At 38.1% G+C, this 607-nt stretch carries 1 protein-coding gene; it reads right to left on the bottom strand.

Annotation, left to right across the window (positions count from 1 at the left end; all coding sequences use genetic code 11):
- Positions 1-607: IS21 family transposase (gene istA, locus ACYQ73_RS28185; RefSeq protein ID WP_460015460.1), on the bottom strand; the 607-nt coding region annotated here is incomplete at both ends.

The following is a 607-nucleotide window of genomic DNA, read 5'->3' as shown; positions in this document are numbered from 1 at the left end:
CGATAAGAATCTCTTACTCGTTCAGTTGGTAGCTGGAGTAAGTGATTCTTTTCTTTTTGGAATTCTAAAATCGGAATTTTATTCGTTCCTTGATGAATTTCATGATTGATACGATTACACAATTTTTTAATATAGGCGTGTAATTCAGTTATGTTAAACTTTCCTTGATAGGCATGGATCTCATCCAAAAACTTCATCGTTGTCTCCACTTTTCCTTTTGTTTGTGGTCGACCTGCTACACAAGGCTTCACCTTAAATCCAAAATCTCTCGCAAAGTGCGCAAACTTCGCATTCACTTTTCCTGCAAAATGTTCTGTTCGTGCTTCATCCATCACGGTTTTCATATTGTCAGTGATGAGTTCTTCTGGTACACCACCCATTTTTTCAAACGTGTCGGTTAAGAAAGAAAATAAAACTGCCTGCGATTTAGAAATACTCATATAGAAGAACCGCATACGAGAGTAGCTTAGCACTAACACGGCTACATTAATCTCCACCTGTTCACCATCACTTGTTTCATAAAGAATACTTTCTTTCCAATCCAACTGTGCTTGTTTGGCCATACGTGTTTCATAACGGATACCGCCATTCAAAGAAGATACACGCT

Source organism: Lysinibacillus sp. CTST325, assembly GCF_054665055.1.
The sequence above is the reverse complement of the archived record's forward strand: the minus strand, read 5'-3'. Positions and strand labels throughout refer to the sequence as shown.